General features: G+C 73.8%; 13 protein-coding genes and 1 pseudogene. 11 read left to right on the top strand and 3 right to left on the bottom strand.

Annotated elements, in window-relative coordinates:
• Window positions 1-47: 47 nt before the first annotated feature.
• Window positions 48-851 (bottom strand): HAD family hydrolase, encoded by an 804-nt coding sequence (locus tag FLL47_RS25410; protein WP_144123088.1) that lies wholly within the window; start codon window positions 849-851, stop codon window positions 48-50.
• Window positions 852-1428: 577 nt separating this feature from the next.
• On the opposite strand from FLL47_RS25410, the gene ssd reads away from it, so the two are divergent.
• From ssd to FLL47_RS25380, 6 genes and pseudogenes are all read left to right on the top strand, one after another.
• A complete protein-coding gene (gene ssd, locus FLL47_RS25405; protein WP_186315919.1) occupies window positions 1429-2481 on the top strand; it encodes a septum site-determining protein Ssd in 1053 nt (350 codons plus the stop codon).
• 73 nt (window positions 2482-2554) lie between these two features.
• A pseudogene (locus FLL47_RS25400) lies at window positions 2555-3556 on the top strand (TadA family conjugal transfer-associated ATPase); the annotation flags it as partial.
• Window positions 3553-4956 carry a type II secretion system F family protein gene (locus FLL47_RS45230; protein ID WP_425457759.1) on the top strand — a complete coding sequence of 468 codons (1404 nt, stop codon included), beginning with the start codon at window positions 3553-3555 and terminating at the stop codon, window positions 4954-4956. The pseudogene FLL47_RS25400 and the gene FLL47_RS45230, both read left to right, overlap by 4 nt.
• Window positions 4957-5232: 276 nt before the next feature.
• Window positions 5233-5361, top strand: coding sequence for a DUF4244 domain-containing protein (locus FLL47_RS25390; RefSeq protein ID WP_120321631.1), 129 nt, complete (start codon window positions 5233-5235; stop codon window positions 5359-5361).
• Window positions 5358-5648 (top strand): hypothetical protein, encoded by a 291-nt coding sequence (locus tag FLL47_RS25385; RefSeq protein WP_144123085.1) that lies wholly within the window; start codon window positions 5358-5360, stop codon window positions 5646-5648. Before FLL47_RS25390 ends, FLL47_RS25385 begins: the two co-directional genes overlap by 4 nt.
• Complete coding sequence (locus FLL47_RS25380) at window positions 5645-5980, top strand: Rv3654c family TadE-like protein (RefSeq protein WP_144123084.1); 336 nt, start codon at window positions 5645-5647, stop codon at window positions 5978-5980. The genes FLL47_RS25385 and FLL47_RS25380 overlap by 4 nt, the downstream gene beginning before the upstream one ends.
• On the opposite strand, the gene FLL47_RS25375 is transcribed toward FLL47_RS25380, so the two are convergent.
• Window positions 5961-8336 (bottom strand): DEAD/DEAH box helicase, encoded by a 2376-nt coding sequence (locus tag FLL47_RS25375; RefSeq protein WP_144123083.1) that lies wholly within the window; start codon window positions 8334-8336, stop codon window positions 5961-5963. The genes FLL47_RS25380 and FLL47_RS25375 overlap by 20 nt on opposite strands.
• Window positions 8337-8620: 284 nt before the next feature.
• Between FLL47_RS25375 and FLL47_RS25370 the strand changes: the two genes are divergently transcribed.
• The 5 genes from FLL47_RS25370 (at window position 8621) to FLL47_RS44235 (ending at window position 13526) form a co-directional block, all read left to right on the top strand.
• Entirely contained in the window at window positions 8621-8956 is a 336-nt protein-coding gene (locus FLL47_RS25370; protein WP_144123082.1) for an STAS domain-containing protein, read from the top strand.
• A gap of 11 nt (window positions 8957-8967) precedes the next feature.
• The gene (locus tag FLL47_RS25365; RefSeq protein WP_120317882.1) at window positions 8968-9378 is read left to right on the top strand and encodes an ATP-binding protein; all 411 of its coding nucleotides are present in this window, start codon (window positions 8968-8970) and stop codon (window positions 9376-9378) included.
• A gap of 215 nt (window positions 9379-9593) precedes the next feature.
• Entirely contained in the window at window positions 9594-11939 is a 2346-nt protein-coding gene (locus FLL47_RS25360) for a sodium-translocating pyrophosphatase (RefSeq protein WP_144123081.1), read from the top strand.
• Between the two features lie 187 nt (window positions 11940-12126).
• The gene (locus tag FLL47_RS25355) at window positions 12127-12660 is read left to right on the top strand and encodes a hypothetical protein (RefSeq protein WP_144123080.1); all 534 of its coding nucleotides are present in this window, start codon (window positions 12127-12129) and stop codon (window positions 12658-12660) included.
• Window positions 12651-13526 carry a hypothetical protein gene (locus tag FLL47_RS44235; RefSeq protein ID WP_246158576.1) on the top strand — a complete coding sequence of 292 codons (876 nt, stop codon included), beginning with the start codon at window positions 12651-12653 and terminating at the stop codon, window positions 13524-13526. The genes FLL47_RS25355 and FLL47_RS44235 overlap by 10 nt, the downstream gene beginning before the upstream one ends.
• Here the strand turns inward: FLL47_RS44235 and FLL47_RS25345 are convergent.
• Complete coding sequence (locus FLL47_RS25345) at window positions 13475-14146, bottom strand: M15 family metallopeptidase (RefSeq protein ID WP_144123079.1); 672 nt, start codon at window positions 14144-14146, stop codon at window positions 13475-13477. The two genes, FLL47_RS44235 and FLL47_RS25345, sit on opposite strands and share 52 nt — an antisense overlap.
• Window positions 14147-14220 lie beyond the last annotated feature (74 nt).

Genomic DNA, 14220 nt, shown 5'->3' with positions numbered 1-14220 from the left:
GGCGGAATGTGTGACAGGTGGGGCTGTTGTGGCGGCGAAATCACCCGTCAGAGGGCAGAAGCCGCGGCACGCGCACGCTTACGGCGCCCGTACCACGCGATGCCGATGGCGACGCCGACCCCGATGCCGAGCGCGGCCGCGACCGGAACGGCCGGCCGGCTGCGCAGCCGGCGGCCCAGCGGCACCGGGTGCCGGAACTCCAGCACCGGCCAGCGCCGCTCGTTGGCCTCGCGGCGCAACGCCTTGTCGGGGTTGACCGCGCTGGGATGCCCGACGGCGGCGAGCAGCGGGATGTCGGAGATGGAGTCCGAGTAGGCGTAACACTCGGCGAGGTCGTAGCCCCGCTCGGCGGCGAGCTTGCGCACCGCCTCGACCTTGGCCCCGCCCGCGGCGTAGAACTCGATCTCACCGGTGTACTGGCCTTCGGCGACCTTCATCCGGGTGGCGATGACGTCGGTGACGCCGAGTTGCGCGCCGATGGGCTGCACCATCTCCTCGCCCGACGCCGACACCAGCACGATGTCGCGCCCGGCCGCCTGGTGCTCCTCGATGAGGGTCGCCGCCTCGGCGTAGATGTACGGGTCGATCAGCTCGTGCAGGGTCTCGTTGACGATCTGGCGGACCTGGTCCACCCGCCAGCCCTTGACCAGCTCCGCCATGTAGTCGCGGGTGCGGACCATCGCCTGGTCGTCGGCGCCCCCGCGCTTGAACATGAACTGGGCGAACGCCGTCTTAACTACGTCACGCTTAGTGATCAGACCGTCACGATAGAACGGTCTGCCGAATGCCAGCGCGCTGGAAGTCGCGATGACGGTCTTGTCCAGGTCGAAAAACGCGGCGCTGCGGCCCACGGTCGCAAAGTGTAGCCGGGCCGCCGTCGCGGCGGTGTCCGCCGGTGGGTCGGATACCGGCAGCCGCTCGCGCCGCGGTGTGCGGGAACGTCCGCAGAGCGTGGTAACTGAGCGACGACTCAGTGATTGCGCAGCGTAGGATCTTGGGTTCGTCTACGGCGTGTCGTGGCGTGTCGGCCCCGATCCCTCTCGACGGCGCGCCGTCAAGTCAGGCATGCTTTCGCCAACAGCCCTCAGCGGGTGCCACCCCCCCCGCAGCCGCTGAGCGGGCTCCGGCTCACCATCCCCCCTGAGAGCCGGACCCCAGGACGACCCCCGTCTCCCCGGACGGGGGTCGTCGTCATCTGGGCCGCGCCCGCCGCGGGTCATCTGACCTGCACGCCAGGCATGCGACGCCACGTCGCCGTGCGCGTCGCGCCATAACAGATCCACACGATGATCGGCGCACTGTCCACAAGTGCCGGTCTGTCCACAGGCGCGGTCCGCGGGCGCTGTTCCGCCGAGACGGTGACGGCGCACAGTGCCCGGCATGAGCCGTCCGTCCGCCGCCCCACCCGCATCCGCCCGCATCCTGCTGGTGACCGCCGATGCCGACCTGCTCGACGACCTGCTGCGCCTGGGATCCGCCGCGGGCGCGGAGGTCGAGGTCGCCCACGACCTGCCCGCGGCACGCCCGCGCTACGGACCAGCCCCGCTCGTGCTGATCGGCGGCGACATGGTGCCCGGCTGCGTGCGGGCCCGGTTGCCGCACCGGGCCGGGGTCGTCGTGGTCTGCCGGGACAGCAGCGATACACGGCCATGGGACTTCGCCCAACCACTCGGGGCCGAGCACGTCGCACTACTGCCCGCCGCCGAGTCCTGGCTGGTCGACCGCCTCGCCGGGATCGGCCGCGCGCCCGCCCGAGGGGCCGGGCGAGTGCTGGCGGTGCTCGGCGGGCGCGGCGGAGCCGGAGCCAGCGTGCTGGCCGCAGGTCTCGCCGTCACCGCCTGCCGCACGCGGCTGCGCACCCTGCTCGTCGACGCCGACCCGCTCGGCGGCGGCGCGGATCTGCTGCTCGGCTGGGAGGAGCTGCGCGGGCTGCGCTGGCCGCAACTCGCCCGGGCCAGCGGCCCCGTCGACCCGGCGGCGTTCGTCGACGCGTTGCCGAGCCGTGGCGACCTGGTGGTGCTGTCCTGCGCCCGCGACGTACCCGACGAGGACACCCCGATCTCGCCGGAGCTGCCGCCCGACGCGATGGCCGCCGCGCTCGACGCGGGCCGCCGAGGTCGCGACCTCATCGTCGTCGACCTGCCCCGGCGCCTCGACGACGCGGCGGCCGTGGTGCTGCAGGCGGCCGACCGGGTGCTGCTCGTGGTGCCCGCCGAGCTGCGCGCGGCTGCCGCGGCCGCGCGGGTGGTCGACGCCGTCTCGGCATACCGGCGGGAACTGTCCGTGGTCGTGCGCGGCCCGGCACCCGGCCGGCTCGGCCCCGAGGACCTGGCCCGGGCACTGGGTCTGCCGTTGGCGGGCATGCTCGCCCCGGAACCGCGCCTGGCCACCGCCCTCGAACGCGGCGAAGCGCCGGGCAGCGCGCCCCGCGGCCCGCTGGCGACCCTGTGCGGCCGCCTCATCAGCGAGGTCATGGCATGAGCGGGCGAATCGAGTGGCCAGGTTGGCATGGCGCCGACGAGCGCAGCGAGGAGAAGGCATGAGCGGGCCCGTGGAGCTGGTCGGGGCCGGGCCGCTGGGCTTGCTGCTGGCCGCGCCCGAGGTCACCGACGTCCTGGTCAACGGGGTGCAGGTGTGGACCGACCGGGGCTCCGGTCTGGTCCGTGAACCGTTCACCATGCCGTCGGCGGAGGCGGTGCGGCGGCTCGCGCAGCGCCTCGCGGCCGCGTGCGGGCGGCGGCTCGACGACGGGCAGCCGTTCGTCGATGCGCGTCTGGCCGACGGCACCCGCCTGCACGCGGTGCTGCCCCCGGTGGCGACGGCAGGGCCGTACCTGTCACTGCGCACGTTCCGGCAGCGGCCGATGGCATTGGCCGAGCTGGCCGCACCCGAGGTCGTCGCGCTGCTGTCGGCGATCGTCGCGGCCCGGCTGACCTTCCTCGTCTCCGGCGGCACCGGATCCGGCAAGACCACGCTGCTCGGCGCGATGCTCGCCGCCGTACCCGGCCGGGAACGCATCGTGCTGGTGGAGGACTCGGCCGAGCTGCGACCCGCGCACCCGCACGTGGTCGCGCTGCAGGCACGCACCTCCAATGTGGAGGGCGTCGGCGTGGTCGGACTTTCCGAACTGGTCCGGCAGGCGCTACGGATGCGCCCGGACCGGCTGGTGGTGGGCGAGTGCCGGGGCGCGGAGGTGGTGGATCTGCTGGCCGCGCTCAACACCGGGCACGAGGGCAGCGCGGGCACGCTGCACGCCAATGCGCCCGCGGACGTGCCCGCGCGGCTGGAGGCGCTCGGCCTGCTCGGCGGGCTGCCCCGCCCCGCGCTGCACGCGCAGGTCGCCGCGGCTATCCGGGTGCTGCTGCACCTGCGCCGCACGCCGTCGGGCCGGGTGCTCGACGAGGTGTGCCTGCTCGCCGCGGACGGCCCCGAACGCCTGGTGGCGGCCCGCCCGGTGTGGCGGCGGGCCGGTGGCGTGCTGCCCGCGGCCGACGAGCTCGCCGCCCTGCTGCGCGCCCGCGACGTCACCCCGCCGACCTGGCTGGAGGAGCGATGAGAACGTCTGTTCTCGCGCCCACCGCGCGGCGTCGCCTCGCGCGGGCGACGGCGGGGATGCGGCCTGGCGATTCGACCGCGATCGCGGGAACCCGCCACGGCGGGCAGCCGGCCGGCAGGACCCGGCATGGCGCGACGGCCGACCTGTGCTCGCCGCGCCATGCCCGGGCCGTCGCGGCGGCCACCGGCGTGGGCGCGTGGCTGCTGCTCGACTCGCCTGTCGGCGGGCTGGTCGCGGCGGGATACACCCTGCTCGCCCTGCGCATGTGGCGCGACCAGCGCACCGCACGGCGGAACTCGGGGCACCGGGAACGGGCCCTCGACCTGCTCGCCGCCTCCGCGGCCGAGTTGCGGGCCGGTGGCGCGGGCACGGTGCTGCTGCTGCCGGACGACGAGCTGGACCGGTCGGTGCACGCCGCGCAGCGGCTCGCCGCGAGCACCGGCGCGCCCCTGGCCGACCTGCTGGAAAGGCTGGAGGCGCAGTGCCGCGCCGCGGACCGGGCCGACGCCGCGGCGCACGCGCAGGCGGCCGGTGCACAACTGACCGCGGTGCTGCTCGCCGCACTGCCGATCGGCGGCATCGGGCTCGGCCACCTGATCGGCGTCGACGCGCTGCGGATCCTGCTGCACACGCCGACCGGCGTCGCCTGCGCCTGCGGGGCGGGCATGCTGCAGGCGGCCGGGATCGCCTGGACCCGGCGGCTGCTACGGCCGCCGACCCGTTCCGCCGTCGACCGGGCCGTCGGACGTTTCACGGCCCGGCGGCGGCTGCGCCGGCTGCCGCTGCGGCGGTCCGCCGAGCAGGCGCGTGGGCGTACGCCATGGCTGTTCGGCTTCGTGGCGGGCGGCGCGGTGATCGCGCTGATGCCGTCCCCGCCCGGAGCTGTGCTGGGTGCTGTCGTGGCGGCCGGGACCGTGCTGGTGCTGCGGCGGATGGAACCCGCGTCGGTCCGCGCGGAACGGGAGCGGGCGCTCGCCGACCTGCCGTGGGCCGTCGACCTGACCGGCACCGCGCTGCGGGCCGGCGCCCCGCTCGACCACGCCGTGCTGAGCGTGGCCACGGCGCTCGACGGGCCGCTCGGCAGCCGGCTGCAGCGGATCGGACGTTCCCTGCGGCTGGGGGCCACCGCTGCCGAGGCCTGGTCGCACCTGGCGGACCTGCCACCGGCCGCGCGCCTGGTGACGGCCGTGGAACGCAGTTCCGCCAACGGATCCGCGCTGGCGGGCGCGCTGTTTCGCTGCGCCGACGACCTGCGCGCCGATGCCGCCGTACGCCGCCAGGCCGGTGCACAACGCGCCGGTGTCCTGATCGTCCTTCCGCTCGGGCTGTGCTTCCTGCCCGCCTTCGTACTCGCCGGCCTGGTGCCGGTGGTCCTCGCCGTGCTCGGCGAGGTGCTCTGACCCCCACTTCGAAAGGAGATCGCCATGCCCCGACAGAGGTCCCAGCGAGCGGAGGGCCTGCTCGCGCCGCCCGCGGACACCGCGGTCCGCACGCCGCTCCGCCCGCCTGTGCCCGCACCGGCCCTGCTGCGCGACATCGACATCGACGCCGCCGCCATCCTCGCCGAGGCGGTGAACGCGGCCGCCACGGCGCCGGCGGGACGTTCGGCCCGCACCGAGGGCACGCCGTCGGCCCCGGGCGCGTCGACCCGCCTGGCCGGCCCGCCCGACGCCGGGATGAACACCGCCGAGTACGCCGTCGGCACGCTGGCGGCGGTCGCCTTCGCGGGCCTGCTGCTCAAGGTGCTGACCAGCGACAGCGTGCAGGCGGCGCTGGCCGGTGTGATCCAACGGGCGCTCGGGTGAGCCGAACGGACCGGGGTAGCGCGACCGCCGAGCTGGCGGTCGCGCTACCCGCCGTGGTGCTGCTGCTGGTCACCGGCATCGGCGCGGTCGCCGCGGTGACCGTGAAGCTGGGCTGCGTCGCCGCCGCCCGCGACGCGGCGCTCACCGCGGCCAGGGGCGGCGGCACGCACGGTGGCGCGAACGTGGACGTCACCGGAGACACCGTCACCGCGACGGTGCGACGCTCGATCCGGGTGACCGAGCTGACCTGCACCGCGACCGCCGCCCGGGAACCGGGTGCGCCGTGAGTTCGCTGTATGCGCTCGGCGTGGGCCTCGTCTTCGTGGCCGCGGGCACCGTGGTGGCCGCCGACGGGGCACAGCTGATCGCCCGCGAACAGGCGCAGACCGCCGCCGACCTGGGGGCCCTCGCGGGCGCGGCGTACGCGGTCGACGGGGCCGCCGCGGCCTGCGCCCGGGCCGGTGCGATCGCCGCGGCCAACGCCGCGACCGTCACCGCCTGCCGCCTCGACGGCCTCGACCTCACCCTCTCCGTGCAGGTGGTGACCGGCGCCGGCGCCGCCGAAGCCACCGCCGTAGCGGGGCCGGTCCGCGAGGCGGTCAGCCCGGGAGGTGGGTGAGGATGGTGTCGAGGACGGTGACGGCGCCGGATTTGTCCAGGGGGTTGTTGCCGTTTCCGCACTTGGGGGACTGGACGCAGCTGGGGCAGCCGCGCTCGCAGGCGCATTCGGCGACCGCGGTCCGGGTCGCGCCGAGCCACTCGGCCGCCATGCCGTACGCCCGCTCGGCGAAACCGGCCCCGCCGGGGTGGCCGTCGTACACGAAGATGGTCGGCGCGTCGGTGTCGGCGTGCCGGGCGGTGGACAGGCCGCCGATGTCCCACCGGTCGCAGCTCGCGACCAGCGGCAGCAGCCCGATCGCGGCGTGCTCGGCGGCGTGCAGGGAGCCGGGCAGGTCCTCGATCCCGGCGACGGCGTGCTCGGCGATGGTGGCCCAGACCGCGACGGTGCGCAGGGTCCGGGTGGGCAGTTCGAGGGGCCAGGTGCCGAGCACCTCTCCGCTGTCCATCCGCCGCCGCTGGAACGACACGACCTGGCTGGTCACCTCGACGTCGCCGAGGAACAGCCGGACCGGCCCGGCGTCGACCTGGGAGCGCACCTCCAGCACGGTGAGGTCGATGGTGTCGCGGGCGTGCGTGGAGTACGGCGGGTTGTCGGCCTCGACCAGGGCCACCCCGTCGGCGAGGTCCAGCGACTGCACCACGTAGGTGCGGCCCTGGTGCGTGTAGACGGCGCCGGGGTGCAGGTGGTGGTGGGCGGCGCCGGCGTCGGCGGTGCCGATGAGGCGGCCGGTGGCGGCCTCGATGACGGCGATCGGCGGCCCGCCGGTGCCGCGCAGGTCGATGTCGGGGCGCTGCGGGTGGGTCCAGTACCAGCCGGTGGGGCGGCGGCGCAGCGCGCCCGCGGCGACGAGTTCGTCGAGCAGGGCGACGTCCGCGCCGAACAGCGGCAGGTCGGCCTCGGTGAGCGGCTGCTCGGCGGCGGCGGTGCACAGGTGCGGGGCGAGCACGTACGGGTTGGCGGGGTCGAACACGGTGGCCTCGACGGCTTTGCCGAACAGCGCCTGCGGGTGGTGCACCAGGTAGGTGTCCAGCGGGTCGTCGCGGGCGACGAGCACGCACAGCCCGTCCCGGCCGGCCCGGCCCGCCCGGCCCGCCCGCTGCCAGACCGCGGCGCGGGTGCCGGGGTAGCCGGCCAGCAGCACCGCGTCCAGGCCGGTGACGTCGATGCCCAGTTCCAGGGCGCTGGTGGTGGCCACGCCGGTGAGGGTGCCATCGGTGAGCTGCTGTTCCAGGGTGCGCCGCTCCTCGCGCAGGTAGCCGGCCCGGTAGGCGGCGACCTGGCGGCCGAGGCCCGGTTGCGCCTCCTCCAGCGCGGTGCGCGCGTGCCCGGCCACCACCTCGGCGCCGCGACGGGAGGGTACGAAGGCGAGGGTGCGTACGCCCTGGACGACCGCGTCGGCGAGCAGGTCGGCGGTTTCGCGCAGCGCGGAGCGGCGAACGGGGGCGGCGTCGCCGTTGCTGTCGGCGCCGGGCAGCTCAGGCGGCTCCCACAGGGCGAAGGTCATCGAACCGCGTGGCGCGGCGTCCTCGGTGACGGCCTGCACGGCTCGGCCGATGAGTTTGCTCGCGCTGCCCGCCGGGTCACCGGAGGTTGCCGAGGCCAGCAGGAACACCGGCCCGGCCCCGCGCGCCGTGCCTCGGCCGGACCTGGCCCGTCCCGCGCCGGCGATGGCACCGGCCGCGCCTTCCCCGCCGCCGAGGTCAAGAAGGTGCCCTTCCTCTACGGATTCCGTTAAGAAGGTGCCCTTCCTTTCGGTGAGGCGGCGCAGGCGGCGGAGGATGTGGGCGACGTGGGCGCCGAAGACGCCGCGGTAGCTGTGGCTCTCGTCGACGATCACGTAGTGGAGGTTGCGCAGCACTCCGGACCAGCGCTGATGGCCCGGGAGCAGGCTGTGGTGCAGCAGGTCGGGGTTGGTGAGGATGAGGTTGGCGTGCTGGCGGATCCAGTCGCGCTCCTCGCGCGGGGTGTCGCCGTCGCAGACCGCGGCCCGCAGGCCGGGCAGGTTCAGCCCGGTCAGCGCGCGGTGCTGGTCGGCGGCGAGCGCCTTGGTCGGCGCGAGATAGAGGACACGGGCCCGGGGCCGGGTGAGCACCGCGGACAGCGCGGGCAACTGGTAGGCCAGCGACTTGCCGGAGCCGGTGCCGGTGGAGACGACCACGTCGGTGCCGCCCCAGGCCAGCTCGGCGGCTTCGACCTGATGCTCCCACGGCGCGGTGATGCCGCCTGCGTGCAGCGCATCGAGCAGAGGAGCGGGAACCCAGTCCGGCCACGCGGCGGCGCGCCCGGCCCGCGCGGGCAGCAGCTCGACATGAGTGACCTGGTCACGTTTGAGCCAGTACGGCAGCAGGTCCACCCCAGCACTCTGCCACCGCGGGCCGCGCCACGGCCAGCCGCCGATGCCCGCTCCGTCGCGGGCCGGGCCGGGGCTTCCGGCGCGTGGGCGCCACCTGCGGTTTCTCCGAATGCCCCGCGGAGGCTCCGGTCGGGGCGGTACCTTGCCCGCAACCGCAGGTCGTCCAGGTACGCGTTAAGGGCAAAGGGCGCGTAGCCCGGAAACCAGACCAGTGGTTAGATGCATGAGGATCGGGCGCACGGAGAGATTCCGGGCCGTGACCGGACGTCGTAGAGGAGGTGCCGATGGAGCTGTCGCTGGCAACGCGTGTCGTAGCCGCGCACACCGTGCTCGAAGTCGGCGGCGAGGTGGACGTCTATACCGCTCCGAAGCTGCGGGAACGCATCACCGAGCTGCTGGACAGCGGGGTGACCGCGGTGGTGGTCGACCTCGCCCGGGTCGACTTCATGGACTCGACCGGGCTTGGCGTGCTGGTCGGCGCGAATCGCAGGGCGGGCAACGCCGGAGCCACCTTCGGGGTGGTGTGTTCGCGGGAGTCGCTACTGAAGATCTTCCGGATCACCGCGCTCGACCAGGTGCTGCCGCTGTACCCGTCCGTCGACGCGGCCACCGCGAGTTGACCAGCGCGGACATGGCGACCGTCCGGCTCGAATTCACCCCTGAACCCGCGCACGTGCGTACGGCGCGGCTCGTCGGCGTGGCCGTCGCCCGGCGCGCGGGGGTGCCCGACGACCAGCTGGACGAGGTGCGCCTGGCGATCGGCGAGGCGTGCGCCCGGGCGGTGGCCCGGCACCAGCGGGTGGGTCTGCGCGACGTGGTCGCGGTCGCGTTCACCGACGGCGACCGGTATGTCGTGCAGGTGTGGGACCACGCCGGCGACGAGGAGCAGATCACCGACGAGGAGCAGCTCACCGTCGACGTGAGCGCGAGCCTGCTGCAGGCGATCGTGAAGGATCTGCAGGTTCGCCCGCTGGAGGGCGGCCCCGGCACCGAGGTGCAGATGGCCTGGCCGGTCCGGCGCGCCTCGCGCCTCGGGCGCTGATTCAGCGGTTTGCGGGCATAGAGTCGCTGAGCGTACCGCACAACCTGGTAGCGGCGCAGCAACGAAGATCACCGCGACACGGCAGGTGGCGGGTGTGACCCGGGCCACGTGTCCGGTTTACAGTTCACGGGTTGTTTCCAAGCCGTAACCGACGTCACTCGTGGCCGACGACGCGGCTGCCTCACAAGTAGATCGTGATCTTTGGGAGGACAAAGATGTCCGGGTCCACTCTCGTCGCTCCTGACGGCGAGCTGGCCCTTACCGGCGCAAACGTTTCGTACGTGGTCGTCGCGGCTGTGATCGCACTGGTGGCGCTGGGTTTTGCCGCCGTGCTGGTCAAGTCCGTGCTTGCAACCGGTAAGGGCACCGAAAAGATGCAGGAGATTGCCGGGGCCGTCCAGGAGGGCGCGTCGGCATACCTGTTCCGCCAGTTCAAAACGCTCGGCATCTTCGTGGTGCTCGCGGTCATCCTGCTCTTCCTGCTGCCGGTCCACGGCGACGGTGACAACGACACCGCGCTGAAGATCGGCCGTTCCGCATTCTTCGTGGTGGGCGCGCTGTTCAGCGCCTTCATCGGCGGCGCCGGCATGGCCATGGCGACCCGCGCCAACGTGCGGGTGGCCGCGGCGGCCCGCGAGGCCGAGGGTGGCCGCGAGGCCGCCATGGCGATCGCCTTCCGCACCGGTGGTGTGGTCGGCTTCCTGACCGTCGGTCTGGGCCTGTTGGGCGCGGCGCTGGTGGTGTGGATCTACGGGATCGACGCCGCGACCGTGCTGGAGGGCTTCGGCTTCGGCGCCGCGCTGCTCGCGATGTTCATGCGGGTCGGCGGCGGCATCTTCACCAAGGCCGCCGACGTCGGCGCGGACCTGGTCGGCAAGGTCGAGCAGGGTATTCCCGAGGACGACCCCCGCAACGCGGCGACCATCGCCGACAACGTGGGCGACAACGTCGGCGACTGCGCCGGCATGGCCGCCGACCTGTTCGAGTCGTACGCGGTGACCCTGGTCGCGGCCCTGATCCTGGGCCGTGCCGCGTTCGGCGTGGACGGGCTCGTCTTCCCGCTGATCGTGTCCACCATCGGTGTGCTGATCGCGATCGTCGGCGTGTTCCTGACCCGCCTGCGCAAGTCCGACAAGAACGGCCTGCAGGCGATCAACCGCGCCTTCTACATCTCGGCCGCGCTGTCCGCGGTCGTGGTGGCCGGGGCTTCGCTGTACTACCTGCCGAACACCTTTGCCGCGCTGGGCAAGCCCGAGACCAGCGGCAACCCGCAGATCGTCGCCATCGGCGCGGTCATCATCGGCATCGTGCTGGCCGCCGCCATCCAGGCGCTGACCGGCTACTTCACCGAGACCGGGCGCCGCCCGGTGCAGGACATCGGCAAGTCCTCGGAGACCGGTGCGGCCACCGTGGTGCTCGCGGGCATCAGCGTCGGCCTGGAGTCGGCCGTCTACTCGGCGCTGCTCATCGGTGCCGCGGTGTACGGCGCATTCCTGCTCGGCGGCGGCACGCTGGTCGTGTCGCTGTTCGCCATCGCGCTGGCCGGCTGCGGCCTGCTGACCACGGTCGGCGTCATCGTGGCCATGGACACCTTCGGCCCGATCTCCGACAACGCGCAGGGCATCGCGGAGATGTCCGGCGACATCGACGAGCAGGGGTCGCGCACGCTGACCGAGCTCGACGCGGTCGGCAACACCACCAAGGCGATCACCAAGGGCATCGCGATCGCGACGGCCGTGCTGGCCGCGACCGCGCTGTTCGGGTCGTACACCGACACCCTGGGCGTCTCGCTGGCCGAGGCCGGTGAGACCGCGGAGGGCTTCGTCAACAACATGCTCAACGTGGCGAACCCGGCCAACCTGGTCGGCCTGCTGATCGGTGTGTCGGTCGTCTTCCTGTTCTCGGGTCTGGCCATCAACGCGGTGTCGCGTTCGGCCGGGGCGGTGGTGCACGAGGTGCGCCGCCAGTTCCGCGAGCTGCCGGGCATCATGGACGGCACGCAGCGGCCCGAGTACGGCAAGGTCGTCGACATCTGCACCCGTGACGCCCAGCGTGAGCTGATGACCCCGGGCCTGCTCGCGGTCCTCGCCCCGATCGCCGTGGGCTTCGGCCTCGGCGCGGGCGCGCTGGCGGCGTACCTGGCCGGCGCCATCGGCGCGGGCACCCTGATGGCGGTGTTCCTGGCCAACTCCGGTGGCGCCTGGGACAACGCGAAGAAGATGGTCGAGGACGGCGCACACGGCGGCAAGGGCTCGTCGTCGCACGAGGCGACCATCATCGGCGACACGGTCGGCGACCCGTTCAAGGACACCGCCGGTCCGGCCATCAACCCGCTGCTCAAGGTCATGAACCTGGTGTCGCTGCTGATCGCCCCCGCCGTGGTGGCGCTCTGGTACGGCAGCACCGAGAACGCGACCGCGCGCAACCTGATCGCGATCGGCGCGACCGCCGTGATCGTGGTGGCCGTGTTCATCAGCAAGCGGAAGCCGATCACCGTCGGCGGCGACGACCAGGGAAAAGCTGACGCTGCGCCGACGCAGCGCGAAAAGGTCAACGCCTGACGTTTCGCCTCTACGCGGCGCCCTCCCCACCCGGGGGGGGGCGCCGCTCCCTTTTGTGCGTCCCCCGGCCCCGCTTCGTGGCGGCGATCTTGCGCGAATGCCCCGGGGCTGCCCCGTTTGCCCGTGTCGCGGGGTACATCCGTACAAGATCGCCGCGGCGGTCGGGGGCGGCGCTAGGCTGCACATCATGCGTAGGCCCCGCGCTGGTTTCTTGCCGCTGCTGGTTGTGGTGGTGGCGGTGTCGGGTGGGTGTGTCGCCGACGGGCCGCCGCCCAGGGTGTGGGCGGCTTCGGTGTGTTCGGCGCTCAACCCGTGGCGGGAGGAGATCGCCACGTTGACGACGCGCGCGCAGCAGCAGACGCCCACCTCGACCACGCCCCAGCAGGCCAAGGAGAACCTGGTCCGCATGCTGGAAGGGGCTCGGGACGCCAGCGAGAAGGCGCGCGGCCGCATCGCCGACGCCGGGGTGCCCGAGGTGGACGACGGGGACGCCATCGCCGACGGGGTCACCGGGTCGCTGGCGAAGGTGCGCGACGCCTACGGCCGGGCCGGCGAGGCGATGCGCGCACTGTCCACCGACGACGCGTCCGCCTTCTACAGCAGCGTCAGCTCGGTCATGACGACCCTGCAGCGGGAGTACGACGCCAGCGCCCTGGACACCAGCGAGCTGCGCTCCACCGAGCTGCAGCAGGCCTTCGGCGAGGTGCCGGAGTGTCTCTGAACCGGCAGCTCGCCATGTTCTCCGCCGAGTCGGCCCGCCCCTCGGCGTACGACCTCGCGGGCCTGCTCATCGGGCCGGGCCAGGTGACGCGGATGGGCGGCACGGCACGGGTGTCGGTGGTCGTCGACGCGGCCTGGCGGGTGCACGCGCTGGCCGCCGAGTTCACCGCGCGAGGGCTGGAGACGAGCTGGGAGCCGGCCGCGATCGACGGGCACTTCGGGGTGCGCACCGCCTATACCGGGATGCTGGCGCCGCTGGCCGAGGCGTGGCTGCGGGGCTCGGGCAAGCGCCCGCCGGCCGGATTCGCGCTGGACGGCGCGCGGCTGCGGTTGTGGTTCGCGGCGGCGGGTTCGGTCGATCCGGAGGGCGACGGCGCGGTGCTGCGGCTGGGCGGCAACGACGAGCACTGCGCGGCCCCGGCGCTGCGCGCCTTCACGGCGCTGGCCTGCATGGCCGAGCTGGGCCGGGGGCCGGTGTTGCGGGTCGCGGGGCGGCGCCGGGTGGCCCGGCTCGGCGAGCTGCTCGGCGAGCGCCCGGCCATGGCCCCGCTGGGGGCGTGGCCCGGCGACCAGCCGGTCGGCGAGGAGAGCGGCGACGAGGCGAACGCTGCGGAGCAGGCCGAACCGCGTCCGGCACGGACGGTCCGATCACCGCGGATGCGCCCGGCCGCCGTGGCTCCTGGCCAGCTGGACACCGGCCAGGTCCTGCCTGAGCTGGCCGTACCGACCACGGAAAGGCCGGGCCGGGGCGAGCCCGCCACGGGCGTGCAGGACCGAAGCGAGGCGGATCAGGCTGCGATCGAGCGGGCGCCGGATCAGGCCGGGGCGGCGACGGTCGGGACGGGCAGCGACTTCACCGGGCCGTAGCGGGCCACCGGCGCGCCGGTGACGTGCGCCCAGTACCGGTCGCCGTAGGACCAGTGCCACCACTCGGTCGGGTAGTTCACCATGCCGACCGAGGTCAGCGCGTCGCACAGGTAGCGCCGGTTGCGGGCGGCCTCGGCCGAGACGTTCGCGGAGTCGGTGTGGCAGGCTTCGCTGTCGGTGTCGTTGACCTGCGTGCCCATCCACAGCTCGGTGCCGTCGGCGGTGCACAGCGTCAGGTCCACCGCCGCGCCCGCGACGTGCGGGGCGACCTCGGGCGGGGAGATGTAGCGGCTGGCCCGGCGGTGATACCAGGCCTCGTCGTGGCCGGGCTGGATGACCCGCAGCCGCTGCTTGTGGGAGTCGAAGTAGTCCTGCTGCAGGGTGAGCGGGCGGTAGCACTCGACGATCAGCAGCCGCATCCCGGCGGGCAGCAGCGTCTGCGCGGTGACCAGCCGGTCGACAACGCTCAGGCGCACGTGGGCGAAGGCCCCGTCGCCGTCGGCCAGGCGCGGATCGAGCCTCAGCGCGCCGACGGTACGCAGATCGACGAGGCACTCGTCGCACTCGGCCACCGGCGTCTCCACGACCGCCGTGTCCGACAGGAGCACCATCTCCGCCATGACATCCCTCCCCGCGCAGGCCCGTCCCCCGGTGCACGCCCGAGGGGTCCCCCACCTGCCCGGTCGCGATGAAC

Source organism: Catellatospora sichuanensis, from assembly GCF_007483665.1.
GTDB classification, from domain to species: domain Bacteria; phylum Actinomycetota; class Actinomycetes; order Mycobacteriales; family Micromonosporaceae; genus Catellatospora; species Catellatospora sichuanensis.
This window is presented reverse-complemented; position numbering and strand designations above follow the sequence as displayed.